Annotated in this window: 15 protein-coding genes and 1 pseudogene; 11 read left to right on the top strand and 5 right to left on the bottom strand. The window is 48.2% G+C overall.

What is annotated here, in order from left to right; all coding sequences use genetic code 11:
- Nucleotides 1–44: 44 nt before the first annotated feature.
- Nucleotides 45–281: pseudogene (locus J2I48_RS16065) on the bottom strand (transposase); the annotation flags it as partial.
- A gap of 294 nt (nucleotides 282–575) precedes the next feature.
- Here J2I48_RS16065 and J2I48_RS16070 point away from each other — a divergent pair.
- The 10 genes from J2I48_RS16070 to J2I48_RS16115 all read left to right on the top strand — a co-directional run bounded on the left by J2I48_RS16070 (nucleotide 576) and on the right by J2I48_RS16115 (nucleotide 16,248).
- Nucleotides 576–1,862: a DUF4062 domain-containing protein gene (locus tag J2I48_RS16070; protein ID WP_207336494.1), complete on the top strand. Its 1,287-nt coding sequence runs from the start codon at nucleotides 576–578 to the stop codon at nucleotides 1,860–1,862.
- 7 nt (nucleotides 1,863–1,869) lie between these two features.
- Complete coding sequence (locus J2I48_RS16075) at nucleotides 1,870–2,829, top strand: AAA family ATPase (RefSeq protein WP_207336495.1); 960 nt, start codon at nucleotides 1,870–1,872, stop codon at nucleotides 2,827–2,829.
- Between the two features lie 13 nt (nucleotides 2,830–2,842).
- Nucleotides 2,843–6,184 (top strand): vWA domain-containing protein, encoded by a 3,342-nt coding sequence (locus J2I48_RS16080; protein ID WP_207336496.1) that lies wholly within the window; start codon nucleotides 2,843–2,845, stop codon nucleotides 6,182–6,184.
- 327 nt (nucleotides 6,185–6,511) lie between these two features.
- Complete coding sequence (locus J2I48_RS28310) at nucleotides 6,512–6,688, top strand: hypothetical protein (protein ID WP_229376356.1); 177 nt, start codon at nucleotides 6,512–6,514, stop codon at nucleotides 6,686–6,688.
- Nucleotides 6,689–6,844: 156 nt separating this feature from the next.
- Complete coding sequence (locus J2I48_RS16090) at nucleotides 6,845–7,648, top strand: DNA/RNA non-specific endonuclease (RefSeq protein ID WP_207336498.1); 804 nt, start codon at nucleotides 6,845–6,847, stop codon at nucleotides 7,646–7,648.
- A gap of 130 nt (nucleotides 7,649–7,778) precedes the next feature.
- The gene (locus tag J2I48_RS16095; RefSeq protein WP_207336499.1) at nucleotides 7,779–8,495 is read left to right on the top strand and encodes a hypothetical protein; all 717 of its coding nucleotides are present in this window, start codon (nucleotides 7,779–7,781) and stop codon (nucleotides 8,493–8,495) included.
- An 11-nt stretch (nucleotides 8,496–8,506) separates the two neighbouring features.
- The gene (locus J2I48_RS16100) at nucleotides 8,507–10,483 is read left to right on the top strand and encodes a CHAT domain-containing protein (protein WP_207336500.1); all 1,977 of its coding nucleotides are present in this window, start codon (nucleotides 8,507–8,509) and stop codon (nucleotides 10,481–10,483) included.
- 35 nt (nucleotides 10,484–10,518) lie between these two features.
- Entirely contained in the window at nucleotides 10,519–11,892 is a 1,374-nt protein-coding gene (locus J2I48_RS16105) for a TRAFs-binding domain-containing protein (RefSeq protein ID WP_207336501.1), read from the top strand.
- Nucleotides 11,893–11,977: 85 nt separating this feature from the next.
- Nucleotides 11,978–12,844 (top strand): toll/interleukin-1 receptor domain-containing protein, encoded by an 867-nt coding sequence (locus tag J2I48_RS16110; protein ID WP_207336502.1) that lies wholly within the window; start codon nucleotides 11,978–11,980, stop codon nucleotides 12,842–12,844.
- Nucleotides 12,841–16,248, top strand: coding sequence for a HEAT repeat domain-containing protein (locus tag J2I48_RS16115; RefSeq protein ID WP_207336503.1), 3,408 nt, complete (start codon nucleotides 12,841–12,843; stop codon nucleotides 16,246–16,248). Before J2I48_RS16110 ends, J2I48_RS16115 begins: the two co-directional genes overlap by 4 nt.
- A gap of 134 nt (nucleotides 16,249–16,382) precedes the next feature.
- Here the strand turns inward: J2I48_RS16115 and J2I48_RS16120 are convergent, their stop codons facing one another.
- Both J2I48_RS16120 and J2I48_RS16125 read right to left on the bottom strand, forming a co-directional pair.
- Complete coding sequence (locus tag J2I48_RS16120; protein WP_207336504.1) at nucleotides 16,383–19,496, bottom strand: TIR domain-containing protein; 3,114 nt, start codon at nucleotides 19,494–19,496, stop codon at nucleotides 16,383–16,385.
- 184 nt (nucleotides 19,497–19,680) lie between these two features.
- Nucleotides 19,681–20,790 (bottom strand): patatin-like phospholipase family protein, encoded by a 1,110-nt coding sequence (locus J2I48_RS16125; RefSeq protein WP_207336505.1) that lies wholly within the window; start codon nucleotides 20,788–20,790, stop codon nucleotides 19,681–19,683.
- A 164-nt stretch (nucleotides 20,791–20,954) separates the two neighbouring features.
- Here J2I48_RS16125 and J2I48_RS16130 point away from each other — a divergent pair, with 164 nt between their 5' ends.
- Nucleotides 20,955–21,797 carry a hypothetical protein gene (locus J2I48_RS16130; RefSeq protein WP_207336506.1) on the top strand — a complete coding sequence of 281 codons (843 nt, stop codon included), beginning with the start codon at nucleotides 20,955–20,957 and terminating at the stop codon, nucleotides 21,795–21,797.
- A gap of 183 nt (nucleotides 21,798–21,980) precedes the next feature.
- Here J2I48_RS16130 and J2I48_RS16135 read toward each other — a convergent pair whose 3' ends face one another.
- Nucleotides 21,981–22,931 carry a DNA adenine methylase gene (locus J2I48_RS16135; protein ID WP_229376366.1) on the bottom strand — a complete coding sequence of 317 codons (951 nt, stop codon included), beginning with the start codon at nucleotides 22,929–22,931 and terminating at the stop codon, nucleotides 21,981–21,983.
- A gap of 11 nt (nucleotides 22,932–22,942) precedes the next feature.
- Nucleotides 22,943–26,935 carry a bifunctional RecB family nuclease/DEAD/DEAH box helicase gene (locus J2I48_RS16140; protein WP_207336508.1) on the bottom strand — a complete coding sequence of 1,331 codons (3,993 nt, stop codon included), beginning with the start codon at nucleotides 26,933–26,935 and terminating at the stop codon, nucleotides 22,943–22,945.
- Nucleotides 26,936–26,937: the final 2 nt, after the last annotated feature.

Raw genomic sequence — 26,937 nt, forward strand, 5'->3', positions numbered from 1 at the left:
GGGCAGCCTCGTTACAAATTTTTTGAGGATGGCCTGTATCATTACAACCTCTGTTTGTTCGAGATCAGATCAGCGACCAATTGCCTCAACTGCTGGTTCTTATATTCTAACTGGCAGAGCCGCCGTAGTACAGATACACCTAGGCCGCTGTATTTTTTCTTCCAGTTGTAGAAGTAATCTGCCGCTACGGATGCTTCACTAATGCCCTTCTTGCAGCAAACCTCCAAGCTGACCTTTCCAGAGTCGGCTTGGCGCAGAGCAAATACGATGACGGCGGCCAACCGTCTGTGCTTCGGTGAATTTTAACTTTTCATGTGCGACTGCTTGGTTAGTGAAGTGTGAAAAAGCGCCCGAACTCTCAACTTTATAATAGTCCGGTTTAATGGGGACAGCTCAAATCATTAAGATCTTACTCGAAAATAAAGAGATAATCAACCTCATTTGAGTATACGGTAAACTAAGGCACGGTATCTCCTTGTAGTTTTGATCATTCAGTTGATGGAGTTGAAGAAGATCTTAAAATCGGTTGTTAGCCAGGAACAGTTTAGACGAAACGGTAGCCCCTTCCATTCCATATGCCTGCCTATAAAGTCTATATTTCTTCTACGTATGAGGATCTGAAATTACACAGACAGGCTGTTTGGCGCGTGTTCCTGAAAAATACCGAGTGTTTCGAAGTACACGCGATGGAAGGGTATGTTGCCGAAAGTATTACACCGCTCAATAAGTGTATAGCCGATGTTGCAGCTTGTAACCTGTACATCCTGATTCTCAGTAATCGCTACGGCTACATTCCCGATGACCGGGTCGTAAACCCCAACGGATTGTCGATCACACAGTTGGAATATCAGACGGCCTATGCCCGCTACAAGCAGGGGCAGTGTAAACTGCTGTGTTTCATGGCTAGCGCTGACGAGAGTGTTTTTCCATTCGACAGCCTCGATCCTGAGGATCCCAAACGAGAGAAAATGAAGCAGTTTCGCAACATTGTGGGTATCGAGTTTGTGTGTGGCGAACCGTTTCGCTATGACTACGAACTTCGCGCCACCGTGCAGGATGCCCTGATTCGGGAATTGAGCTTGCAATTGCGCCCGGTTGACATGCATCTTAACGAGATTGTCAAACATTGTTGCGACCGCCGCCCTCAACTGGCCGACTTCTGGCGGCAGAACCGCACCGATCAGGCGTTCGCCGTTTACGAAATTCGCAGCCGCCCCGATGACCTCGGCGATAATTTCATCAAACGGCTCGGCTGGGAATTCATGGATTGGCAACGGTTCAAGGTAACGCCCAGCCTGACGAGCAGTGACCTCTTCAATTCAACCAACTTCGAGCGGTTAAAGCAAAATTTTCTGTATACGCTCTACACCGAGCTGTTCAAGACCGAACCCGACGGCCCCGTCACGCTGGAGGGTATTTTGCAACGCTGGAAGCACCCCTACATAGTCGTTAATTTTCTGCTCAACGACGACGTTGGACTTGTCAATACCGACCGGTGGACGTTGCTGATGCGCCTGTGCGCTGATGTTGAGCAGGCGTTGCAAGGGCGTACCCTGCCGCGTGTTTTTTTCTTCATCAACATCGACAGCGAAGAGCCGGAACCGACCGCTACCCCCGATAGCCTAACCACTTACCACCGCATTGATCTCATCAATCCGTTGGGCTATGCCGATCTGAAAAAGTGGTTCTACGCTTTCATGCGCGAAGACGAAGCCCTGTTCGATCAGGTTGCACAGCAGTTTTTTATGCAGTCGAAGGCGGCGCGTCCGCTCACGATGCGCGTGGCGGAGAGCGAGTTGGGTAAGCTCATTAATCTGTGCAACCGGACCGAGAAGTTCATTGACTACCTGGAAAACCTCTGATATACCTATGCCTGCTCCCCTGCTCCTCCAGCGCATCGCCGTTAATAACGATCCCGGCCAGTACCAGATGAGTTCGGCCCTACAACGAGCTGTCGAATTGGCTATCGCGCTCAATAAGCCGCTGTTGGTGGGCGGCGAACCCGGAACAGGCAAAACGCAGTTAGCCCATGCCGTAGCCAGGCGGTTGCACGAACAGACCCAGGCTGATGCCGCTCCTTTTTTAGAGCGCGCGCTGCAATTTGACACGAAATCGTCGTCGGCGGCGAGCGATTTGTTTTACACCTACGATGCGGTGGGGCATTTCCGGGATAAACTAGGGCAGGGAGCCGATCAATTTATTGAGTTGAAAGCCCTGGGGGCCGCGTTTGCGCTATCGCAGGGGTTGGCGGCAGAAGGCGGCACATTGCCTGAACCCCTTGCCGAGCGAGTCGCCGCGAAGTACACTTACGGGCAGCGTACCGGGCAACCATTGAGCAGTGTCGTGCTGATCGACGAGGTTGACAAAGCACCCCGCGAGTTCCCAAACGACCTGCTGAATGAACTGGAATCGTTTTCCTACGAAATCCGCGAGCTAAATCACCGGCTCCACAAAGGCCCGGATGCCCGGATCGTCATTATCCTGACCAGTAATTTTGATAAGAACCTGCCCCCGGCGTTTTTGCGGCGGTGCGTTTATTATCATATACCGTTTCCCGAAACGGCTGATCTGCTAACCATTACGCAGCATCGGCTGTCGGTGGCCGAGTCGCCCAAACTGCTTGGCGCCATCAAGGTGTTTGAGCAATTGTACAGCCAAAACAAAACGGTACGTACCCCCTCTACGGGTGAGTTACTTGACTGGCTGGGCTACTTGACCCAGACGGGCCTATTCGAGCAGTTGCAGACCATACCGCCCGAAAAAAACGACCCGCTCTATGAGACGTACCAACTCGTTACGAACAGTCTGGTGCTGAAAACCAATCAGTAACGCACCCACCGCCGTGTCTCGCCGCCCTACCCACGATGCTTCACCGCCGCGCACGATTTCGCTGGATGGCCTCATCGTGCGGTTGCAGAACGCGGGTTTCCAGCTACGCCCCGACGATTATGCGGAGATTCTTCAAGTCATCACGACGTTTTCGCCCCGAACTCCCGACGAACTTGCTGAGCGTATTGCCCCGTTGCTCGTCACGAGCGAGGAAGAGCAGCAGCGGTTCTACGCCCTCTTCGCCGAAGAGCAACGAAGCGGGCAACCAGTGGTGCCTCACCCCCCCAAACACCGCCCTTGGTTTGTTTGGACAGTGTTGGCGGGGTTGGTGGCGGTGGGGCTGTTGGCATGGTGGCGTTGGCCGAAGTCGGTACCGGTCCAAGAAACAACCACGACCCAGCCCGACTCAACGTCGGTAATTTCTCCACCCCCAAATGAAAGCGACACGGCTACTGTACCACCTGAACGGCACCTGGTGGTTGTCTCATCGAGCGGGGATGTTAATCTTAGTAAGCTGGTAAACCCGTATCATCTGTGGGGGCCGATTGTACTGGGGCTGCTCTGCGCAGGCATGGGTACATACCTACTGCGGCGCGCCCGGCGGCGGGTACGTCGGGGAGCAGATGGCGGCGATGGTCCCGACCTGACAACTCGTTTTGGGGCCAATCAGCCGCCGTATGAGTTGCCTCTGCCCAATCGGGAGGCCGAACTGGTGCAACCGACGTCCGCCTTCAATACAGTTGTGCAGACCCTACGGCAGCGAAGCGAAGACGAAAGCACTACGCTCAATATCCGGCGCACACTCTCGGCCACGCTACGTAGCGGTGGCCTGCCCGACCTGGTATTTAGCCACCGGCTGCGCGAAGAAGAGTTTGTGTTTCTGATCGACGGATCGCGGAGCCGCAGCCTCCAACGGCACCTGTTCGAGTATTATTTCCACGCGCTGTGCCGGGAGGGCGTTCATGCCGAGCGGTTCTTTTACCGGGTGCCGTTTGGGCTGGTCTATAACGACCGCTTCCCCGACGGCCTTCGCCTCGATCAGCTCGCCACCCGTTACGCCAACAGTACGTTGCTGCTCTGGGGCGATGGCTACCCGCTACTCTTCGACGACTCGGACGTACTATTGCCCACGTACCTACCCGACCTGCGTCGCTTCGACCGCCGCGCCATCCTGACGCCCGTTCCCTTCGCCGACTTGACGTACCGCGAACGGGCTTTGCAAAGCGAATTCGTGTTGCTCCCCGCCGACCTGCCCGGTCAACTCCGGCTGATGCAGGCCCTGCGCGATAATCGACCCGACCAAACTACTTACCTCGAAACCTGCCGAGGGATGTACTCGACCGAAGATGTATCGTTCCGGCGCGTCTCAGAAGTGAAGACGTACCTGGCCGACGACGACCTGTTTCAGTGGCTCTGCGCTACTGCGGTGTATGGCAAGGTACGTTGGGAGGTTGTCATCGAAATGGGCAACGCCGTATTGCCCGACCCTAAAAAGCTGACATACACCAACCTGCTGAAACTGGCCAGGATCAGTTGGCTCAACGAGGGTATCTTCCCCGACAAGCTCCGCTTCGAACTCCTCAAAGAACTCCGCCCCGACACCGAACGAAAAACCCGCGAACGCCTGCTCGACTTGCTCTACTACGCCGACGTGCGCTACCCCGATGGCTATTTCTTCGATGAAGAAAGGTACCTACTACGTACCACCAATCAGTTCGTACTGCACCGCCACGATCCAAGTCAATACGCGAGTTACGCCGCCGCCGCACAGGAGTACGAACAACTCTGGCGCACCAATCAGCTCCCCGACGGCACCACGGGCCTCTACCTGAACAACCCCGATGCCGCTTGGGATAACCTGCTCGGCGAAGGCCATGCACGGGTACGTCTCGGCGAACAGTTGACGACTGAGGCCACATCGGAAAGCCGCTGGCAGAAGGGTTGGCAGTTTAACCTGGGCCTCAATTTAATCGGCCTGGCAACGTTGCTTTGGCTTTACGCCGGGTACGTTAACTGGCAGAAACCCACATATGCATTGCAGGAAAGACAAATACCGTACGCATTTCAATTTGTAAGAAACCAATGTTTGCTGCCTCTCAAGCTACAAGAGCATAAATACGTGATACTGAAAATAAATGGAGTAGATAAACTATTAGATTTTAATGGCAGAGAGAATAGTACAGATACAGTTATGTTGCCCTTCAAACAACTGCCTGCCGGCTTAGTAAATGTATCCTTCACTACAGGTATAAGTGAATATGATATAAAATACCCCGTCAGTCTGGACTTGTCCAAAGAACGTCACGTACTCGAAATGCGCGGTGATGGTTGTGACTCCCTTACATCGGCAATAACAGTCACTAAAGACTACAAACTGGAGTTTTTTTATTTTGAGAGAGTGCGTAACGGGATGAAGTTATCGGATAGCATACGCCGGGAAGTGCTTAGAAATAGGTATAACTTTCGGGATACCACAGTTAGATTCCAATCAATAAATTTTAGCGTTTTGTCGCCAGCAGAAGCAATAAAACTTAATGTAACAACGAATCAGATTAGGTTCGATAACGGAAATGTAGAAGAACAGGATATAGCTACTGATCTGCAATCGCAATTCAATAACCTGCCGATGGTAAAAGACAGAGGCATTCGGTTTGGCCTCTCGCGGGTGATGTACCAGAAAAGCCCGAATTATATCAGCGTGTTTATTGTGGACGATGCGGCTGGTACGGTAACCACGCCGCCTGCGTCACTGTCGGGTAAGGGTAAGGTTTCGTCCCGGCCCCGTGCGGTACCATCGCCTTCCAAGTTGGCTGTTCAGCAAACAGCCCCGCCCGAAAAACGACCCACTTACGAGGTTACTGTTCCTGACCAAACAACTCCGCCGAAGAAGCAGACACCTTATGAAATTACTACTCCTAATACGCCGGTTACGAATCAGGTACCATCACAAGCACAAGTTGTTGCGCTTGCCACCAACCTTAACCTGCTCGACGTTTGGTACTATCAGATGAAGAATAGCAAATTCCAATTGGTCGGCGACGCCCAACTACCAACCGGCGACCAACGCGTAACCATCTATTTATTGCCAAATCTGCTTCCAACCCGCCTACCCGCCAGGCAGCGGTTGCAGGGTGTGAGTGATGATCTGTTAAGTCGGCTTAAGGCAGGAAGTAAGACCGGAACGCCCACAATCGAGGTAGCTGAGGATCTGGATCAGCTTGACGAGGCCGCCCGATCCCTGCTGCTTAGGCAGGCGGGTTGGGAAAAAGGGGCCATTCCAGCGCCACCCGCCGAGTATTCAGAAGGCGTTTGGGTCGCCGTCTTCGGCCAACGGGCCAGAGCTTTCGCGAAATAAAAATAACCCCCGCTGTCCACCACACGTACCCATGAACAAGCTGTTTATCTCTTACCGCCGCGTTGATTCGGAAGATGCCACCGGACGCATCTACGACCGCCTCGAGGAGCGATACGGCGAAGACAACGTGTTCAAAGACTTCAACTCGATCCCCGTTTCGGTCGATTTTCGGGAGTACGTCAAGACGTCGATTCTGGGAAGTCGTGTGACGCTCGTGGTAATTGGCCGGGGGGGCTCAACGCGCCCGACGAACAGGGCAACCGCCGCCTCGACAACCCGGCAGATTTCGTACGGATCGAGATTGAAACGGCCCTCGATGCGCCTAACATGGCCGTCATTCCAGTGCTGGTGGGGCGCGCCGTTATGCCCGCCGCTCATGCCCTGCCACCCTCGCTGCAAAAACTGGCATACCTCAATGCGGCGCAGGTACGTCCCGATCCCGATTTTACCGACGACTTACAGGAACTCATGAACGGGACCGACCCACATATACACCTGTCGTAGATACGTCGGTTGCTACCATTCGTTGGGTCTGTCAACCGGTCGATGTTGATAGGACTGATGCTCGTGTTGGTGGTGGGTATGGTAACGTATTTGAACGTTAATCGATACAGCCTTAAGTCGCATGAGGGATTACCAATGAAAGTTGGTGTCGACACTATGACGTATCCGGATACGATAGCTGCCGATACCTGGACTATTTCTCCCCCTACGCTTGATACCATCATTCCTTACAACCCCAATTTCATTGGCAAACGGACAATTCCACTGCCCGACCTGACCGATCAACTCAGCACGGGGGATGTTCTCGACGGCCGGGTCTTCGACTATATCTACTACTCGCTCATTATGGACGAACGCCGCGCCATGCCCCTCTACACCGCCTATAACATCGACCGCGAGCGCATGATACACGTTCCTCGCCAAGCTGACCATTGGGTGGTTGACCCGCGCATTCCAGCGGGCTTGCAAACCGACGAAACACTCTATGAGGGCAACGATTGGGACCGGGGCCACATGGTACCGCGACGCGCTGTTGCCTGGGGCGATTCGGCCACAGCCACGGCGGCAGCACAAGGCGTGTTCTATTATTCGAATACGGTACCACAACACCGGATTTTCAATCAGCGCAACTGGAACGACCTGGAAAATTTCGTTCTACAAAAACTACGCCCTGATTCGAAACGGTTGAGTGTGTTTGCTGGGCCAGTAAGTCGCCTCACCGACATCGAATATCGGGGTCGTCGCGTTCCCCACTCATTTTGGATGATTACCGTGGTGAGCGACGAAACTAACCCGCGTAATTTCTTCGTCCATGCGTATCTGATGGACCAGTACGCGCTGACAGCCAGCGGAACGTTTACCCCAACACAGCCTATCCAGCAGTTCGACCCGTCGGCTCATGGTGTGAGTGTTGCCCAGGTCGAAGCTGTAACTCCACTCAAATTTGGCAGCCTGCGCTAACCAACAGGTGCCACGTGGAGCCGGGCTTACCGATTAGTCAATTCATCTGGCTTATGCGCCAGATCGCTCCATAAAAAGCTACATTGCTATCTCTTAGTCAAACAGATAACCCCCTAACCCAACGTAAATTATGGGCCTTGCAGCGCAGTTTGAAACCATCATACACAAGCAACTCAACGTGCATGCTTCGTGGTTGCCTATTACCGTGCCCTATAAGCTCGGTGATTACGGGTTTATTTCCGATGGCGTATTTCAGAAAATCGGCAACGTCGCTGAGTTTAATATCACCTTCACGCAGGCGACGGGCAATGATGCAGCCCTCAACTTTACCTCAGACAGCGTGACGGCCATTGATAGCAGTGCAGGTGCAGCCGTAAGCGTCGATCCGGGAATTGAGATCAAGGCCAGCCTGACCTTTAAATTCAATAGCGACCGCTCGTTCTTGGTGAAAGCCCCCATCATCAACGTCGCTCAGATCGAGAACGTCAATCAGGTGGTTAATCAGCTTAAGCAGGTGGGCAATTGGCGGCGGAAGTTTATAGTGGTCTATCAAGTTTATACGGCGCAGAATCCCCTAATTATCTCGAACCTGGAAAGTGGCACCGAAGTAACCATCAGTGGTGATGGCACGGCCCCTAAGCCGTTCAATGTGGGGAGCGCGTCAGCCAAGTTTAGCCTGAAGACAAACAAAGAACTGGGCCTAGAACTAACGGGGCAAACAGGCCCTATAGCACTAGGGCTATTTAAACTCAACTGGCTGACGGGCAAGCCGAGTATTCTCGACAACGAAGATGATGAGGTAGAAGTAATCGACCTGAACGAGGAGCCACTTACAGATACGATTTAACCGCAGCTAATATGGTCAGTCAACCCCAGCCGAAGAGCTCGTTGGGTAACCGCTCTGTGGCCCTTGAACTGCTTCGTACGGGTACACCCTACAACCAGACACTCTCGCCAGGTATAACATACCTGGCGGTTTGTGGCACGCACCCACCCGCCGAATTCAGAGTTAATCTGGAGCAGTTTAAGTTTGTGCGGTACCTACGCCTGCTGCGCTATCAGGCTGGGCTAGGGTCATCGATGCAATTGGCTAAAGAGGCCCTTCAGGACATTCTGACAGGGGTTTTTGAGGTTATACCAGCCCTTCAAATGGAGGCAGGCGTCAGTGAGGGATGGCTGCACCTCCGCCTCGTGATGACTCCGCGCGAACTGGCTATGCTACCTTTCGAGCTGGCGCTCACACCTACCGGATTTCAGGGAGCCCGTGATAAGCCTTTTCTTCTGAATCAGCAGCGACTTACTACGCTAACACGGGAAGTAAGGCAGGTGGCCCCGCGTACGTACACCTGGCCTGCCAAACCCCGCATTTTGTTCGCCTGGGCAGCGCCTAAAAAGGCCGTCCCCTCCGACGAGCACGTAGCGGTTCTTAGGGACGCAATTGCTCCCTGGGTACGCCCCAAACAGGGATCGCTCGAGCTTGAGGCTGACGAAAGTCCCCTGCTGACCATCCTGCCCGAAGCACGGCCTGATCAACTTCGGGCTGCCGTGGTCAAGGCAGTGCAAGAGGGCAATCCCTATACACACGTACATATCCTTGCCCACGGCATGCTGCTCGATGACCCCGATACTGGGCAGCGGTTTGGCCTCGCCATGCACTTGCCTCGCCCGACATTGGCCAAAGACGGAACCACTACCCAAACTGACCGTGTCGATGCAGCACGCCTCACCGATGCCCTCGTGGTGGTACATAATGACCGTACTTATCGCCCTGCTGTTATTACGCTCATGGCTTGTGATGGCGGCAACGAAGGGACTAACATGGCGCCGGGGGGAAGTTTGGCTTATGCGCTGCACATGTCGGGTGTGCCTTACGTGCTGGCTTCTCAGTTTCCGCTTTCTGTGGAGGGGTCAGTGCAACTAATCAGAGACCTATACCCTCGTCTTCTTCATGGTGAAGACCCTCGAATAGCTCTTTACTACGCCCGAAATGCCATCAGTCAAGGCGATTTTCTTGATTGGGCGAGTCTGGTAGCTTACGCCCGATTTCCCGACGATCTGGAAGAACAACTCGACAAAGCGCAACTCCAGTTAGTGCTGGAGATGATGAAAACCGCCACCGCCTGGACTGACTATCTGCTTGCCCACCCGCCTGCTCAACAAGACACCTATACTATGGTGCAGGCCCGGCTGGACGCCGCGATCGGAAAACTAGAAGACCTGCTGTCTCAACGGGTAGGCCCCGTTAGGAACCCCGCCCGTCTGGCCGAACACTTGGGCTTACTGGGCAGTGCCTATAAACGGCAGGCTGAGTTTTTTTTTCAGTTCAGCACCATACAAGTAGCCGACGCCGACTGGTCTGCCCAGTCAAAGATAGCCTTAGCCCGCGCTCGCGACTGCTATCAACGTGGCCACAACCTGTTACTAACCAATCACTGGACAGGCATTCAGCATCTCTCGCTGGTGGCCATCGGACAAGAAACGCTCGAAGCCGAACATGACCGATGGTGTGTGGTGCTGTTTGCGGCGGAGCAAGACTTGCAGAATTCCACTGATGAGGCACGTACATGGGCGCTAGGTACATTGGTTGAATTGTATCTGCTGCAACCGTTCACAAAGCCCACCACTGATTGGGTCACCTCAAAACAAACCGCCCTCGATAAAGCCTGTAGATACGTCGACGAACTAGCACAGTCAGGCCAACCGTTTGCTATCGAATCGACCGCCCGACAGCTCAATCGGTATGTAAAGTGGTGGGCCAATACGTACCCATCAGCTCTGACCGCACAGCTCAGCGAGATGGCGACCCAACTGCTTAAGCGGCTTACCCCAGCGTAAACTACTATCAATCACCAGGTAAAACCAACGCACCTATGGCGCAGAAGACATGTTTTGTCGTGATAGGCTTCGGCAAAAAGACTGATTTTGAGTCAGGTCGAACGCTCGACCTGGACAAGTCGTATCACAACCTGATAAAGCCGGCAGTTGAGGCAGCGGGCCTGACCTGCGTACGGGCTGATGAAATTGTGCATTCGGGCTTAATCGATGTGCCGATGTACGAACAACTGTTCTCCGCCGACGTGGTGGTGGCCGATCTATCTACGTCAAACAAAAACGCCTTTTACGAACTTGGCATCCGTCACGCCCTTAAACCATACACAACCATCGTGATTTCAGAAGATGGTGCTAAATCGTTTCCGTTCGATGTTAACCACGTTGCGATTCGGAAATACCACCACTTAGGCGAAGACATTGGCTATTCGGAAGTGCAGCGGTTTCAGAAGCTACTGACAGAATCGATCAAAGACATTCTGAACAAAGACCCGCGCGATAAAGACAGCCCGGTGTATACTTTTCTAAACAACCTAAATCCACCTGGTTTGGGCGAGGCCATAAAGACGATGATCAAGCAGGCAACAGACTCGATTACAATCGCATCAAATGAGTCTGAGGCATCGTTGGTAACAGGTGGCACGACCCACAGTTTGCTGATGCAGCAGGTAGATAAAGCAGAGCAGGAAGGTGATTTCCTGACTGCGAAAACTCTATTGGGCTCCATCCGAACGATGATGGAGCCGCCTAAGGACCAACTTGGCCAACTGAGCCAACCCGAAGACCCTTACATCATTCAGCGGTTGGCATTACTTACCTATAAAAGCGAACACCCGACCCAGGAAAAATCACTGCAAAAAGCCCTAAGCCTTCTGCAAATACTAAATCCACAGACCTCTAATGATACGGAAACATTAGGGTTGTGGGGAGCAGTGAACAAGCGGCTCTACGGACTAACAAAAGACGTTTCATTCCTCACTCAAGCTATACGGGCTTACCGGCGGGGCTTCAACCTACGTAACGACTATTACAATGGCATCAATCTAGCCTATCTGTTCAACGTACGGGCCGCAATAACTACCAGCAGGGTAGAAGCTATAGCGGATTTTGTGCAAGCACAACGGTACCGGAGAGAAGTGCTGGAAGCCTGCGAACAATGGCTACAGGATAACCCAACTCCAACTAACCAAAACCCTAAAGCTAGTATCGGTCATAAGAAAAATCTGTACTGGGTACTAGCTACGAAAGCCGAAGCGTATATAGGCATTGGTGATACCGAAACAGGCGAGCAGCTCTTGAAACAAGCCTATGCCATTGCCCCCCTGAACTGGATGCGAACGTCGACGGAGGATCAGATTAAGAAGCTTCAACCCTTGCTGTCTAATTCGCCGTTGCGTTATGTTCAGGCCGACTGATCCATTTACTGTTAGCACTTCAAATTGTCTTACGACTGTCAAGCCGATAAAGATATTCCCGACGCGAGCGCAAAGGCGTTGATTCTTGACATTAGATCAATTTAATAAATTTAATCACCTACGTTCAACAAATCTGCTTTTGGAAAAGGATAAATCAGAGGTATTTATCAGCTATCGCAGAGCCGACAAGCATTATGCCGACCAACTTTACAATCTACTTACCAAGCAGGATGTTGAGGCTTGGTATGACCCTCTCATTCCACTTGGCATGAATTGGCGTGACGCTATTGTAAAACACTTAAAAAATGCGAAAGTTATGGTCATTTTACTGTCAATAGAAGCTCTCAAATCCGAGGAACTTAAGAAAGAATTGGCTGTGGCCGTTCAGGCTAAGGTACAGTTGTTGGCCGTGCGTTTAGAAGATGTAAAACCCAGTGGAGCCTTTGCGTATGAACTTGCTAGCATTCAGTGGTTCGATATTTTTGTAGATCCAGATTCACGATTACCCCAATTGGCCGACGTTTTGAGGGTACTAGTAAATGAGCCCCAAGAAAATCCACGAACCCTGAAAAATTTACTTCAAATACTTGGAAAAGAGGGGTATAACATAACCTTAAGTGCTAAAAGTATAATCTATAATAATAACGTTATCTTAAGTTCCTTCTTTGCAATATCAATACTACTACTTTTGCTTTATCAACACCTTGTTTCTCCCATTGATGAGTTAATTAACAATGGAGTCAATTCATTAAAAGCCTACGGTTATACAATGTTTGCGGTTACGCTTGGGTCGCCTTTACTTTTCCTTTCTGTCCTACAAGGTGAAATAACCACTCGTGAGTTACCCCTTCTTGTAGTAGCTCTATTAAATTCAGTGCTTCTTGTTTTACTCTTGAGAAATTTTTGTTTCACGATTTATCGTAAATGGATTTTAAAAAAACTGCAAAAATGAAGACGCAGGCATCAACATTGGTTTTCTTGGAACAGTATGAAATGGGCTATAGAGGCTATCATTTAAGTATTACTGTAATGATAGCTCTTGAAATTATTTTGAGTTTCACATGCTTTGTAAGGGCGCAAGCCCCAACTGTAGTTAATAACCCTAAACCAGAAAGGATTTCATCAGATCCTACGGTAAGCGATACTACTTACTCAGAGACGTACCTACTTCCATTACTCAAAAATAAGGATCCCCAAATCCGCCAATCTGTAGCACTGAAATTATCGGAGTTAGAGAAGCCTTCAGTGGTGGCAATTAAAGCAATAGTGAATTTACTGGCAGATTCGAGTGAAAGAGTAAGGTTTCAAGCTTTAGCTGGACTTATGCGCCTTGGTGAACTAGCAACTGATGAGTTGAGTAAGACACTCTCTGACACCACATTGGTTGGTAAATTCTCCTATCATTCTGAAGCGTATAATGGAGGAAGGTATCTCAATATTAGCAATTCTGATCTCGCTTACGCGGCACTTAGCTATGCAAAGACTACAGATGTTGATGTCCTGTTAAGTAGGTATAATACCGCTCCTAATTCAAAAACGAAGCCTAATGCCAAAACAGATATTGATTTCCTGTTAAGTAGGTTTAATGTATCCAGCAAGTCGGTAAGAGAACGTATACTTCGTCTACTAGAGACTGTTCCAGTACAAGTGACACCTACTCTTTACAAAGCTATTGAAGGCGATGACCGCACATTGGCAATTACAGCTATAAATATGGTAGGCCGGGCTTCGTCACCTAAAACAGATGCCGTTCCAATATTATCCCGTATTATGATTAATGGTTCTGATAATTTGCGGAAAGCGGCTTCTTTTACTTTAGCCAAGATTCCGGGGGTTGGGATTACTACACTTCAGCGTATGCTTAATAGTCCTAATGCTGTGATACGTAGATATTCACTTGCGGCCTATCCCGCCGACGTTGACAGTGCTGCTCTTTTAATAGCTACTTTTTTAAAAGATCCTGACTCGGAGGTTCGATCTGTAGCACTTAATCGCATACAAACACCAGATTTTTCTGAGTCCTATTTTTACGCCCGCCGTTCCCCCTGCGAACTTGTTGCCAAGACAGAACAGCTTTCTAAATTCTGGCTTACGTTGCCTAGGTCAACAGTTGTTGATGTTCTGCTTTTACTAAAAGATGCATCACCCAAAGTTCGTCAATCGGCGATTAGAACACTTGGGTCATTAGCATGTATTCATCCCGAGCATGCTTCAACCATTGCGGATACCTTACTCAAGCAAATTGCTAATCCTGCGGTAGGCATAAAATCTGAGGCTATAGCGCAATTAGCTAAACTTACTGAAACTGGTATTGCACCACGAGCAAATAACTGCCTAGATATCATTGTTATTGAACTAGAAAAAACAATGAGCCAACGTAGAAATAAGGAAGTTATAGAATCAGATAATCAGTGGCGAACGGAAGAAGGCACTCACCAATTGTTGACAATACTTAGAAAAATAAAATTACCAGATACACCACATAAAGATTTAATAAAGTTATTAACAACTCTTACACTCGAACAAGGAGAGTATGGCAATAAAGATGTCGATTCTATTTTGATGGCACGACCAGCATGGAAAGATGAAATGGTTAAGGAATTGATTTCTCGATATCCAAAACTTAAACTTTTTGATTATAAAGCTCTGGAAACTCTGCATCACTTTAAGTCAAATAGTCCCGTCTTTATTCAGGCATTCGATCAGCTTTTGTTACATCCCGATAAAAATATACGTATTCAAGCGGCCATAGAGCTCGTGGAACTAGAAAACACCGACCGTGTACTTAACGTACTTCAAGAAGGTGCACGAAGTTTTGAGGGTTATGCTGGAACATATGGACTGGCTGCGGATTACTTGACAAATAGTATAAAGGGTATCGAACGCCTGATTGCAATCGTCGAAGACCCTAAAACGACAAAAAAGACCCGCAACGCATTGCTTTATTATGGATTAAGTCGTGTCGTTGACAAAGACAAACGGGTTGCCGATCTTGTACTGGCTTCAGCAGGCGACTTGTCAAATCCGGATCAGGACCATATGATTTGGGCCTTACGCTCTGTTAAAACGCATCGTGACCAGGTTCAGACCACGTTAGAAAAGGCGTTTTACTCAAAGAATGCAGAAGTTCGTCGAGCTGTTGCGATGGTATGGGCGGAACTAGGGTTTCTACCTGATAAGCTTTTAAATCGGATCACTGAGGATCCAGTTCCTCGTGTCCGCGAAACAGTTTTCCAACTCCTTAATAGCCTCCCAACAAATGACTCACGGCTAATTGATATTATAAACATTGCCATAAAAGACACCAACCAAGATGTCCGTGATGCAGCCTTACAATTCGCGGGACAGTTGGGAAATGTTGGAAGAGCAATATTGACAGAGTATGCTAGTAAGGGAAACCCACTGACATACGACTTCTTTAATGGAATAGAGAAACTAAGATCATATGATCGTGCCTTGCTTTCTGTACTCGAACTGCGTAAGGTAAATGCCTCTCAAGATGTCCGAACTCAAATTGACGACCTTTTAGGAACTGTTGAGAGCGATTCGCTGGTGGATCGAAATAAGCTTTACACACAATTACAAAGTCAAAATGAAAATGATCGGTACAGTGCTGCCAAAACACTATTTGCGCTTCATGAAGACCCTTGGGCAAAAGGTGGCGACATTGCAACTGTATTGATGAACATTGAAGTAGATCGAATCTTGAGAGAACGCCTTGGAAAAGTACTTGATCAACTATACCCTGTTTATGAAGTATTAACATCAGGCCGTATACGCCACTTACCTCAGTTTCCCTGGCCACCACCAGCCGGTTATCAACGCGTTGTGGTCCAACGTGATCTGCTAAAAATAGGTCAAAACGCCACTTTAGGTACAGTTTACAATAAACTAGTGAGTACCCTAGAAACGGCAGATAAAGGCTTTGAGCACGGTTTGTTTGAACTGGAATCGAGTGGGTTTGCCTTGGTAGCACGAATGGAGCATATTGAAAGTGATGGCACACCCTTACCAGACCCTGGTAGATGGATAAAAGATGGTTATCCGAACATGAGTCTTTTGAGTTTTTTAGGCGATTTATTCTTTGAGAAGCCTGGCTTCTTCCGCATAGTAGTGTTTGCCATTACAGACGATGTGGCTCCGGTGGCAAATGCAAAGGCTCAATTGCCTGATTTTTCGACAGGAGCCGCAGCAATGCCACGTGATATGGCAGCAAAGCCATTTACTAATGATCAGGAAGTGCTTGCACTTGTCTATTGCTTTGAGCGACGTAAAAATGCGAGTATTGTTCCTCGGAGAGATGGCGCACTGTCAGCTCAGCAACACTTGATAAAGGCAGGGGTTTGGGCGAGATAAGATAACCCACTACGAACTCGACGTCGATCAGTGGTTAAACCATTTCTTTTGGTAAAGACACTCTTGCCCACGCATTAACTGGCGATATATCTCAACTCTCCCTTCGCCTTAATAGATATATTTACAGACACAGTTCACACATCCATTTTCGCCATCAGTTCATCAATTACGCGGTTCCACTCTTTGTCGTTGTTGGGAGTGCCGATGCTGATGATGTTTTTTTCGGCTTGGGTTGGATCGTCGGTTTGTTGATAGTTGGCCATGTCGGTTCGTTTCCAGCCGCAGGGTTGCAGTTCTATGAAAAAGAATTTGGCGGTCTCACTCTGAAGTTGCTGAATAGCGAGTGGAATTTCCGTTTTCATGATATATTCGGTGGCCAGAAAATCTGGGCTGAGCAAGAAAATAATTACATCCGAATTTCTCATCTCGTTACGGATGCTGTCGTCCCATTTCGAGCCTGATTCAATCATGCGGTCGTACCAGGGGTCGATGATTCCATTTGATTTCAGGATTTCCAGATGGGTAACAAACCGTTTGATGAAGTCGGCGTTTTTGGACGAATACGAGATAAATAGCTTTTTAGGTAGTTTCTCGAAACTGGTGATGTGTTTAAAATCATTAACGCTGAATGTTTTGCCATTCTTCGAAAAGCTAAACTGGTTATTTGCTACCGCTTCCTTCAGCGCCTGCACATCGAAAAAGTCGGTACTATTTACGGAGATTTTTTTACTAACCGTCCAGCCCTTATTGAGTTCATCGAGCGTGTTTTCAATTTCTTTTTCAAGCCCGTTTTTCTGAAATGGCCCCATCGTTCGAATGTTGACAACACCCTGATCTTTATCTTTCCGTAATTCGACATATACCATCTGCCGGGCTGAGCCCTCGCCTTTGCTCACAATAATGCCATTGCGCCAGAAAGGCATGTTTTTAACTCCCGCTGACGTATCGATGCTGGCACTATTTAGGTAACGAGCAAACAGGCTGAGCAACAGTGTTTTGTGGAAATAGGCTTTATAGATGAAACGTATGTGGTTGTGGGTGAACGTATTCAGAAAAAAGGCAACGGACGGGTCAGGGTTAACGGGCAGGAACTGGGGTGCCAGAAATTCCGAATCATTAATTTTTAGGATAGAGTTATTCTTTAGTAAAAGGTCAATCGCCTCTCTCTGGCTCTCAACGTGACTCACCTGCGACAATTTGAAAAAGCCCCGGTCGCTGCCCCGTTTGGCTACGTCCATAATCTCTTTGATGATCTCATTCAGCCGGTTAATCTGAGTGAACACCACCCCATCGTTGTCAGCGTGTTTGTCGTAAAACACGACACCGATGGCGTTCAGGATCTGGGAAATAATTTCCGCATTCTCTTTTGTGAACGTAATGGATGCATCATTAATAATTTGCTGACATTCAGCCCAGAAATCGTCTAAAGTAATGGCCTGAAAAGGGCGTGGCTTGGTCAGATAGTCATCGATTATTTTGTATTCAAAATTAATTAGTTGCCGCCCCGACAGGTTGAGAGCGTTCATGTAGTCGGTCAACACTTCGTTCAGAATTTGGGTACGTTTGCGGGCTGTCAGCGACATACTAAAGAATCCCGCAATGTTGGGGTACTGCTGGCTCAATTCTTGCTGGTTTAGTCGTCCTTCGCCCAAATCAATTTTGTTTTGCAATACCAATACGGGAGCAGTGGTGCTGGAAGTCATGCTTGTATCAGTCTTGTACATAGGGCGGAATTTATCGGCCAGATTATAATTAATCGACTCCAACCAGTAGGCCAGCGGGTAATTTTCGTAAACGAGGTTTGTGGGCTGGCCTGCTGTCGTTTCTATTTCTTCCGAGTAATTGTTGGTGGCCGTATCCCAGAGTAAAATATAGGCGGTATCGTGCGAGTAATACATCCGGTGGGCGTCGTGGTAGTAGTCCTGCCCACCAAAATCGAAAATATTAACCAGCATCGGCTTACCAAACGACGCATCCCAGCGCTGTATATCCAACAGGTGGGTGGAATTATGATTCCGGGCCAGTTTAACACCGCGCAAAAATTCACTTAAATTGGTTTTACCTACTTTACTGTTACCCACCAAGATAAGCTTTACGATTTCCAGCTTTCGGGTTCCGTAAGTTTGGGCATCATCGAAATACTTTAGGATAGCTTCCTGCCCTTTTTCAATAACCTCAATAGAAGGCTCGGCCAGAGTCGTGTTGTCTTTAATAAAAATACCCTCGTCAGTTTCGCTATAACTATACTTAAGCAGCACGGTCAAGCCTTTTTTGATGTGCCCCAGTAGCGGCTTGATCGATATGATCCGGTTGCCGGTTAATACTATCCGCTTCAGATTGGGTAGGTCGGCCAGTTCATCAACCCGTTTTAATCGATTGCTGCTAACATACAGGATGGTAAGCTGCTGAAGGTGCTGCAGCCCCGTTAGGCTATCCAACTGGTTCGACGACAGCCCCAACTTAGTCAAAGACAGATTTTTATTCAGATTCTCGATGGTGCGGAGCCGGTTGAACTGCATATCGAGTATCTGGAGGCTGGTTAGTTTTTCAATCCCCTCAATCTGCTCAATTTCATTGTAGGTGATATTAAATTGCTCCAGCTTGGTGAGGTTATCCAGGTTTTCGAGCTTGCGGATGTAGTTTTTGTCCAGGTACAGTTGCTTTAACCAGGGCATATCGAGTAGGTCGCGCGGAATAACCGTCAGGCTGCATTCGTTCAAGCGAAGGATGCCACTTCGTTCAGATTTCTCCTGGGCAATGAGCTTCATTGCCTTGCTGTTTTGTTTTAAATGAGCAATGCCCACCAGAGCTTCCACTACTTCGCCATAGGCTTCCTCCCGGTTCTTAAAGTCGCTTACGGGCCTGCCAAACTTAGGAAGCCCCTGAAAATCGGCGATGGGCGTTTGCGTCCAGTCACTCGGTTCCAATATGATAGGGATGACTTTATGCGTCTGGTCGGTTTTGCCACTTTTTAGGATTTCTTCCAGTTCAGGATTTTTACTGGTCGACTGTAGATAGTTATTAGTAACCAGTAGCAGGTATACATCGGCCTCCCGCCGCATGTCGGCCATTCTTTTCACCCACACATCGCCGGGGATTAGATTCTCATCCGATGTAATACGAATGTTCTGCCCCGATGCCACAATGTAGTTTTCTAGGTCCTGCTTGTAGGTTACGTCGAGCTGCGAGTAGGAAATGAAGACATTAAGGGGAGGCAAAGGGGGCGTCGAACTGCTGGTCAGTTGCATATGTCGAAACAGTTTATTGAAAGATCAGTCGGCTTCAGGTACGTTAACAATCAGGCTATATAGGGCAGTGCGTCAGCTACCGGCATGATTAACGATGGAGTGTGTCTTACTAAACGTATGGTTTTTAGCTGTGATGGGATGCATAATCCTGTCACTTTACGTGGCGAGATAGGCGTTTAGTCGACTAAACAAACTGCGCGAAATGTTCTTTCACTACCTTTCTATCGGCTACGGCTCTCCCGACGCTTTGCAATTCAGCCTTATAGTTTACGGAGTCCATCTGCTGCACCTGCTCAGGCTTCACCTGAAACAGGCCTAGCTCATCAAGCCCTCTACGCGATAAGTCGGCATTGTAGCGAACATAGGTGAACAGTTTTCTGTTAACCGGCCCTTTTACGTCGCACATGTCGCCTACTTCGCGATCCAAATGATTACCATGAAGACAACGACCGAAGGTGCGGCATAGAAAGTCCTGCTCGTTGGAGGCTGCGTACATGAGTGCAGACGGAATGGAGGAGGCATTATAAAGCAGGTTCATCTCGCCGGGGGCCAAATCGGCATTAGCACTAGCCGATGCCCCCGTACCGACCGACACCAACAGCATGTCCTTTTCGCCCGTGGGCCACGCCAGCTTATAAGGCTCTACGGTGGCCATTAGAAAGAGTTGAAAGGCAGGATTGTTGTACATAGTGACGCCCCCATCCACAAAGATGAAGTTATTCGGCCCTACCTTAATGGATTCGGGCGGGAAGTAGGTTGGTGCCGCAGTGCTTGCCCGTACCAGTTGCCACAGAGGAAAATTAAGGTTTGAGTCAGACCGGTCATTGTATTTGGCCGCCGGGTTGTTCGATACCGGCCAGGGCGAGTCAGTCGTAGCGTTGCGCATCACCAGCATCAGCAGGGTTTTGAGTTTGTCGCTGCCTAATGTCGTGTCTTTACCAATGACATCCTGAAGTTTGCCCGCCAGTTTTTCGTCTTCATATTTGAAGCGGAATCGCTGTAGCAAACCAGCCTTATCAAACATGACCCTGCCACTTTCCTGATAAAAATCCCGGATGGTATCTACCCGCATGCCCAACGACAGGCAGGTGGCAATGATAGCTCCGGTGCTCGTTCCGGCAATGTAGTCGAAGTAATCGGCCAGTACGAACTGGTCATCACGGCCTTGAGCTTCCTGTAAAAGACGCTCGATTTTGGCCAGGATTTCGATTGTGATGATGCCACGATAACCGCCCCCATCAAGGGCCAGTAGTTTACGTGGGCCGGTTTTGTTCAGTAAGTGCTGGATAGACATAGCTGAGAGTGAGTTATCGTTGTATACCTTATAAGCGATTAGGATGGTAGGAGAGATCCAAGTTCCTTGTTATAAGGCGTTGATCCGCTACCGATAAATAAAAGTATATTGACTATCGACCATGTTGCCTTGTCGATCCGCTCAGTGTTCCCTTATTGCTTGTCATGAAACACCTATTCATCGTCGTATTAGCTGTTGTGTCATGTACCGTAAAGAAACCAGACCCTACTCAACAGGCAAATGCTCAAACCGAATTGGTTTCAAAAGCTACTATGTATATGCGCACAATCAAGGCTGCCGAATTAAAAACCGGACCGGGCTATAGTACACCCGTCATTTCAAAGGCGCAGAAGTTTATTATTCCTGTTCCTGCTTTCGGAGCAAAAGGCGAACTGCTCATTTATCCCGAAGAGCAACCCAAAGCAGGTCAGCCCATCCTCGACTACAAAGGCAACCCAATTGGCGAACGGGGAATCGTTTTTTTCAACGAAAAAGACCAGTCGTGGCAGGCAGCCCCTGGCGATGGTCAAAGCGTAATTATTATTAATGAAGTCACTCAAAAACAGGCCGAAAAGCTTTACCACAGAATTTATGACCTACAGCTAAGTCTCGATGAGCTTAGCATAACTCAACTCAAGCAAGTGCTTGACTATGCGAAGCAGGAGTTGGAATTAAAAGACATGTATAACTCTACTCGCTCATTCATCCAGGAAAAGATGACCCCAGTTAGTTCAGGCAAGAGAACACCGGCGGGTGAGGATGATGTATATGGGTTCAAAAAAAGAGACGACCGCGACGTAAATCAGGCGATCTATATACCAGGCGCGTTTCTGTTTGAGGGTCCAGCAGCTAGTCCACAGCAATTCACCAGAGGAGGAGTCATCATTGAACAGAATGGAACAACGCGAGGAATTCAGCCTGGCATTTTTATGAGGACGTACACCTTAGCTGATGGTAGTCGCATCACCTCCGTTGCGGAGAATATTAAGTCGCAGATGGCAGACTGACGACATCCTGCCCTAAAGGCCGGTTTGATTAAGTCAGAATTTCTTAGATAGTTCTGAAATTGATTGGCTCAGATATGTTGGCTACTAATCAACGTGACATCTTTATAGACTCACTCATTTACCTTTTTCACCGCTTTTATCGAAACTTACGAAAGGCTATCTAAGGGAATAAAACTCTGCCGTTTATGCACACACAGCTGTATTGTCTATTCGAATCTGTCTGATTTGTAGTGACTCTGCCTTTGATAGCCAAAGACGGTTCTGTTCAGGAAAGTTAGTTAGGTTGGTCACGATCAATTCCTTAGTCGATTGTAGCTTTTCGCGTGATCCTGTAGAATATAAAAGTTCTACTTGGGCAGGGACCATTCCCAAATCGCTGTATAATTTAACAATCGGTTCAGCTACATCGTAAGACAGCACGTAGTCTGATTCTAGCGCTGCCACTGCCATCGCCAGTTGTTTATGCTGTTTGGCAACGAAATAATGACGGTATAGCCGATCAGCCTTCTCATAGAAAGGTGGATCGAAATAATGTAGCATCTCTCTGGGCGGATACCCTAAACTACCAGCAGCCTTTAACGTTGATTTCCAAGAACCGGCCTTTATAAGTAGCACATTACCAGATAGTAATTCTGCCTGCCGAATTCTGTCGATTAGCCGTTGCTTAGGGAACCGACAGCCTATTCCATAAGCTGACTGCTGCGCCCGTCCACCAATAGGACCGGCAGTGTCACTTAAGATTCCAGAAAAACTTGTACGGTTAAGAAATAAGCAAGCGAATGCCCGCTCTCTTCTGGTCTTAGGTGTATTGGTTTTATAATACTCCCAGAGTTGTAGTGTGGGCTCTACCTCTTCGATACGTCTGACAAGCCAGTCAGCATCGAAAAAAACGGTCTGCCAGAAGGCCGAGACCAACTCATCTTTATCGCCAATTGCGATCTTCTCAACCAAGCCATCATTTAATAACTGCAAAGAGACGCTGGCCCCCCCGGCAAATGGTTCAACAAATAAACGAGGCCGACGATCATTAAGCTTTAAAAGTGCAGCAAGGTAGCCCACTAGCCTCTTTTTGCCACCAGGGTAGCGTAGAGGTGATAGAATTGAGGCTCTATATGGTGGTAGGGGTGTGGCCAAACTAGTATCAATTAAAAGCTTTTCCAGTGTACAGTGAATGAAACGTCTCCTATATCAGAAACAGCAACGATATGCGTTTCTTGCCCATCGGCACAATAGTTTTTAAACTCCTTCAGCATTGTCGCGTCCAGCAGGATTTGACGGTCTGTGGGCACCACATCAATAACAGGATCAGCACAGAAGACAATAAGCTTCCGTTCAGCACGTGTAGCAGCTACATTAAACCTATTTTCTGACAGAAGGAAAGTTGCTTCGGCCTCTGCATACTCACCATCTGCAACTCCGTATGACACAAAAACAACAGCTCGTTCCTTGCCCTGTAATTTTTCTACAGTATCCACCAAAGGCATTGGCTTAACAGTCGATCCAAATCCCATCTGGCCTAAGACATTTCTCATTGCTGCGTTCTGAGCCCGGTGGGGAGCTAAAACGGCTACTCCTTTCTCTGCAAATTTTGCAGGCGAATATAGTTTGTCTGAACCATCGACAGTAAGCGTACCAGACAAGTAATAGACAGCCTGCGCTATCAAAGTAGCTTCGATGGGGTTCTTAGCTGTATATGAACGCTCAGGCGTGTACCGAACCAATATAACAGGCTTTGATGGATCCATCAGTAAACTCAAGAATGGGTCTACAGTTTCAGGTACGTTCGTAAAATCAAAACCGATCTGAATCGCAGGTTTGGTCGAAGTATAATTACCGTAGATTATCTGCCTGGGGTATGCTGTCAAGGGTTCATTCATACGGAAATTCTCTTCCAATTGAAATAGTGCCCTGTGTGGACTGGTCATTCCCTGAACGATGAGCGCCTGCTCAAATTTGTGCCGGATGAAGACAAATACCGACGAGAGTATTAGTTTATGTTCTTCAACGTAAGTTCCGTGAAGAATTGGGGGTAACTGCTTATCGTCACCAGCTAAAACTAAACTTACCGTTGGCTTTGACGCTGCCAAGGCAAGCAATGCATCTGATAGCTTCATTTGAGAGGCTTCATCTATCAGCACTACATCAAACCAATGTTGTGGGATACCCTGCTCCTTAATCGCTTTATAGATGCCCCACACCGTAGAGCCAATAATAACGCATGGCGTCTCTGATTGAATTTGATCAGCTACTCCCTCGTCACTGATTTTGGACTGATCAGCTATTTCATCATCAGCTGTGTTGTCACCACTAGCTTGCACCTTAAGTACGGCAAGCACATCTGAGCCAATGCCGTACCTGCTGGCGAGTTCGATCGTTTTATTGAGAACATTAACGATGGCATGGTGCGTAAAAGCTGTGACCAAAATGCGTGTAGGTCGTTGTTGAAGCTTTGCAGCAATGGCGTAGCAAAGCAACATGTGAGCAACCGTGAAGGTCTTACCTGTGCCAGGCGGTCCCCATATGAGCGAAACTGGCTCTTGCATCGATCCAGATATTGCTCGCCATTGTGCGGCGTTTAGTAGTTGTAATCTTGTACTATCCGCTAGAGCAATGAGTTCTGATTCAACTTGTTCGGGATCATTAATAAAAGGTAGCCAATTTCTGATTGCACCATCCGCTACTAATTCACGAACGTGCTCAGCACCAGGCTCTAATTTCAAATGCTGAATGGCATTTAAAACTCGTTTCGAATTATAGTCAGTATACATCGTATCAAGTACATAAGTATCTGACGGGTTTTCAGTGAAAATGGCTTCCCAATAAGCAATATTATTCGTCTGTAGCTTCAATAACGGAGGCGTACTTTGGCTATCTAATTCGATCAGGGTTACTTTATTTCTTGCCCCTCTCCAGCCAGCGCTCCTGAACAGTGATCCATCAACTTCTATGATCAACTGGTCAGGGTTTGATTCAGATGTAAGTACTAGATTGAAGTTCCCAACGTCAATTTTTGCGTCTTTACACTCTAGATCAAATGTGAAGTGAAACAGGCCATCTTCGGTTTTTATGTACCTCAATCCATTGATTGACTGAAACTTAGCTACTCGCTCTGAGATTGGCATAGTGTGCGCATGCTTAACGGCCAATTCGGAGAACGATTCTTCTAGAACCGTGAAAACCTCCATCACTTCTAGAACTCGTTGCGCGTCAACATCCACGATTGGGATACTGGGATCAAACGTTTCGTATAGACAAAATGGCTCTTTCTTCAGCAGCAAGTTGGATGATAGGGTTTGTTTCACTGCCCTCACTACAGAATCGGTTGCTCGTAACTTATTCAGTATGGTCTTCTCAATCGCTGTTCTTAATGCTGAGGCGTCCATATCGTCCCACTCCTCTACTTTCCATACATTTAGAATTCGCTCAAAAGCAACCTGATTAGAGTAGGGCCAGCCAAAACCATATTTAGGTCTATACTCAAACCCGTTAAGCTCTCCGTCAGCCTTCACAGGTTGCAGATCACGCGACACACTTGCTAAGTCAAATCCATATGCAATAGGTAACGTGAGCGATTGTTTAAGCACCTGGCTCACCACTGTTCCTGGAACGGTCCGAAAAGCATCAGGATTAGGAAGCACCGATGCAGGAGGAAAGATTCGTATAAGCCGACGCACTTCATCAAGCAGACCTGTAGGCTCGTCTGATAGCAGGTGACGTTCCAGACAATCTTTTAGAATTAATAACTCTAAGCCGTCGTAAACATATATGTGCAGTTTCTTAGAAAGCTTCCAGCGTTGCGAACTAGCTTCTCTTTTCGCTTCAACTATCCTCGTTTTACAAACGGCAATTCTCTCGTTCAATCTTTCACGATGAGCAATAAGAGGTACGTCTTCAGGTTTTCTTTTATACAGACGCGGGTAAACATCTTTAAAATCAGCCAACTCTTTTTCTGCATCAGCGAAAGCTTTTTCTGCATCAGCTACTTGTTGATCCTCGGGGAGTACAGTGTCTTTCACTGCCTTATTGGCCGTATCAACACGTAATAATACATTGTTTAGCGTTTGCAGAAAGCTTAGTAATAGTGCCCCTTCCTTGTCAGGCCCATCAGAAATGAATACGTTTTCACTACCGATTACCTTACTGGTAACTTCGTCCCATCCTTCATAAACTTTCATACCCAGTGCGAAACACGTACCTGATACTGCATCTTGCTCGGCCGACAAGATTATCCGCACATCCTCGTACTGAGGCATCAATAAGTTTTTAGTCTCCAGCGAACGAATTTTCCCGTCTTCCAGTGTTTGAGCAGCCTTAATATAGCGGTTCAGGTTCGAGGAAAGATCATGACTTTCTAACCTCAGATCAGCGATTCGAGGCAAATCGGCATGAAGCGCTGCCAATTCACGATGAGTTGGAATACCTGCTTTCTTCAACCGCCGTTTCGACTCCGAACTCATATATGGCACACGTGAAATATCATTGCCCGCGTCGGATTCAGCACGGCAGGTTTCGGCGTACTCACATAAAAGGCAATTTTCACAAAAGTGAAAGTGCGCATCTGCCGCTGGTGTGGTTAACAAGCTACCAACCGTATCTCTTAAGAAGTTAGCAACTGCCGTACGATATGGAGTTAGCTCGAATATATCTGCTTTTTGTCGCGATTGTATAACGGCCATTTCCACATCTACCACAATGTCAGTACGGTTCAAGCAACGTAATATGTGCTCCAGCAGCAACGAATAAAAAGCGACCTGAATATAGTGATCATGACGAGCTTTTCGGCTTGCTTTGAAATCCCAGATACGTAGCTTTCGGGGAGCACCTGTCTCATCTGAAGGTATAATTTCAATGAGATCTGGAAGTGCCCTAGTTAACTGTACTTCTGTAGGGTTTAGCTTGTAGCGTTGTAGAAACGTTTCGGATATGAAAGGGTCGAAGCCGTTCTCGAAATTAAGATCAATCTGGGCATAAAATTGAGCCGTGCTTCCGCTATCCAGCACGGTTAAGAAATCGTAAAATGATAATGGGTTTATTTTGCCAGACTTTTGGTCAACCCCAGCATAATGCACCGCAGCAGTTCCATGCACTGCGATGAGTTTGTTTATTTCAGCAACCTCAAATTCATCGCCTCCCTTCATAA

Origin of the sequence: Fibrella aquatilis (genome assembly GCF_017353255.1) — a bacterium.
In the GTDB taxonomy this organism is placed as follows: domain Bacteria; phylum Bacteroidota; class Bacteroidia; order Cytophagales; family Spirosomataceae; genus Fibrella; species Fibrella aquatilis.